3 protein-coding genes are annotated in these 2687 nt (G+C 59.3%); 1 reads left to right on the top strand and 2 read right to left on the bottom strand.

Features of this window, described 5'->3' with window-relative positions:
• Window positions 1-163: 163 nt before the first annotated feature.
• Window positions 164-1120, top strand: a complete 957-nt coding sequence (locus CFR72_RS16555; RefSeq protein ID WP_061274662.1) for an alpha/beta hydrolase — start codon at window positions 164-166, stop codon at window positions 1118-1120.
• Window positions 1121-1182: 62 nt separating this feature from the next.
• Here CFR72_RS16555 and CFR72_RS16550 read toward each other — a convergent pair whose 3' ends face one another.
• Entirely contained in the window at window positions 1183-1830 is a 648-nt protein-coding gene (locus CFR72_RS16550) for an SOS response-associated peptidase (RefSeq protein ID WP_110914794.1), read from the bottom strand.
• A 13-nt stretch (window positions 1831-1843) separates the two neighbouring features.
• Entirely contained in the window at window positions 1844-2485 is a 642-nt protein-coding gene (locus CFR72_RS16545) for a 3'-5' exonuclease (protein WP_244182354.1), read from the bottom strand.
• Between the last annotated feature and the right edge of the window lie 202 nt (window positions 2486-2687).

Below are 2687 nucleotides of genomic sequence, written 5' to 3'. Positions count from 1 at the left end.
GCGAATGGTATGCTGTCAGATGCCAGCTCGCCATCATGTTCGATGATCGTTTCCCAATGGCCTGAAAAAGTGCCACCGCACAAAATTCTACACAGTCTCACATCATCTCCGCCATGGATCACAGACCCCTGGCGGGGCGATCCGCAAAAGGAGTTATCAAGTCATGCCAAAGAATGTCGTAAATCCGGAATTTCTGCCCGTTCTGGCGAAAATGCCGTCTTTCGACGGTCTTTCGGATCGTTCACTGCCGGAAGTGCGCGAAATCTTCCTTACTTCTGTCCGGCTCATGGAAGGCAGACCTTCGCCGGATGTCGATACACGGGAAGAATACGTCCCCGGTCTCAACAAGGCGCCAGACGTGCGCGTCCTCGTCTACAGCCCCCGCAAAGCCGCCCCCAATGCGCCCGCCATGGTATACATTCACGGCGGCGGTCTTATCTCTGGCCACCCGGAAGTGGACGATCCAAAATGCCAGATCCTCGCCAACCGTCTCGGCATGCACATCTTCTCGGTCGATTATCGTCTTGCCCCGGAAGTGAAATATCCCGGCGCCATCGAAGACTGTTACGCTGTCCTCAAATGGGTAAACGAAAACGCAGCCCGCTTGGGTATCAACCGCGATAAAGTCGTTGTCGCTGGAGAAAGCGCGGGGGGCGGCCTCAGCGCGGCTCTCGCCCTGATGGCCCGCGATCGCGGCGAATACAAACTCGCCTGCCAGATCCTTATCTACCCGATGCTCGATGACCGCACGGCAATAAAACGCGATCCTGCCCCGGCATTCGGTGAATATGTCTGGACCCGTTCGGCCAACAAATACGCCTGGCAGTGCTACCTCGGGGACGCGGCCGGCGGCGACAAAACCCCGGACTACGCAGCCGCCGGACGCGCAACGAACCTCGCCGGACTGCCGCCCACCTTCATCGGGGTCGGCTCCATGGACCTGTTTCTCTGCGAAGACCTCGATTACGCCACCCGCCTGATGGCCGCAGGCGTTCCCGTCGAAGTCTTCGTTGTGCCCGGTGCCTACCACGTCTTCGATATGTTTGTTCCGGACGCCGCTCTCTCAAAACGCTTCATGGACGCCTATTGCGACGTCATCAAACGTACGCTCGCAATCTGAAGATCCACCTGTAAAAACCTAGATACTCTTCTGATAAGAGGGGGGAGTCTGTCTCTCCTCCCTTATTCTGAAAGAGGCTGGGATTCGACACGAGCAAGCACGCCATTCGGCAGAGGTCGCTGAAGCCGCAGAGCCTCTGCCGCTGGGGCGTTCATCCACACATCCAGTTCGCCCGGTTGTGTCAGAATGACCGGCATGGCCTTCGGATGGATCGCGTCCACTTCCTGGTTTGCCTCGGTGGTCAGAAACCCGAACAGGTCGTCCGTCGTTTCCCCGTCAGCCAGTTTCCGCACGGACGTCCACCGGCACCAGATCCCGACAAAGAAAGCCAGTGGTTCTCCGTCGCTGCGGGCAAACCACACCGGCCGCGATTTCCCGTCAGGCAGACGCTCCGGTTCCGAGAACGCCGTCAGCGGCACCAGACAGCGATGTTGCATGTCTTCCCAGCGTTTCCACCATGTCGAGATCGGATTCCGGATATTGGTGACGCCGCGATCGACCTTGTGTCCCTTGAGATAGCCGGGCGGTGTCGGCATGCCCCAGCGCGCCATGACCAGTTCACGGCCGTTCTCACCATTCCGCACGATCGGCGCCATCGTGTTCGGATAGATCTCGGGCGGCGGCTGTAGATTGCCCGTGCGATCCTCAAGGACTTTCGCAATCTCCCGGATCGCCTGCGGGTTCGAGGTCATGGAATAGAGATTACACATCCGCGTTGCTCCCTTACGACCACATACCACGCAGGCGGGCGGCCATATCGATCCGTACCGACTTCACCGCGTCCTGCCTTTCCTGCTCTTCCGGTTTCACGACTGGCCATGACACGGCTTCGTACAAAGGCAGCATGTCCCGGTCGATGAAGCGCGTCCGCGAGGCATAGACATGCCGGGCACCCCTGCTGTGCTGGCCATGCACGTAAAAACGCTGCGGCACCATGATATCGAGACTGTCCTTCGCCCGCGTCATGGCGACATAGAGCAGCCGGCGTTCCTCCTCGATATCGTCCTGCTCGCCGGTCGCCAGATCAGACGGAATGCAGCCGTCGACGGCGTTCATCACGAACACGTTCTTCCATTCCTGCCCCTTGGCGGAATGAATGGTCGAGAGGATCAGATAATCCTCATCCAGCAGCGGCACGCCGGCCTGATCGGATGTGGCATCCGGCGGGTCCAGCGTCAGTTCGGTCAGGAATTTTTCCCGTGACGGGTACCCCCCGGCAATCTGCTCCAGTTGCACCAGATCGGCCAGACGGGTGGAGGCGTCCTCATGCAGCCGCTCCAGATGTGGTTCATACCAGTAGCGTACAGCCGCGATCTCGCCCGGCCAGCCGACCTGATGGCTGCTAGGGGCTGTCAGCAGGTTCACAAACCCCGTCCAGGCTTCGCCACTGCGCTGCGGGGCTTTGACATCCTTCAAAGACTCGAAGGGATGGGCACTCTCGCCCATCGTGTCCATTACGCGCCGGGCCGGGGTCGGTACATAGAACGGGCACAGATATACGCTAAGGTCGGATGCTGAGGGTATATGACGGAAAACAGGTGTTTTCCGTCATTCTTTTTCTTGCCGG

This window comes from Gluconacetobacter entanii (genome assembly GCF_003206495.1).
GTDB classification, from domain to species: Bacteria; Pseudomonadota; Alphaproteobacteria; order Acetobacterales; family Acetobacteraceae; genus Novacetimonas; species Novacetimonas entanii.
This window is presented reverse-complemented; position numbering and strand designations above follow the sequence as displayed.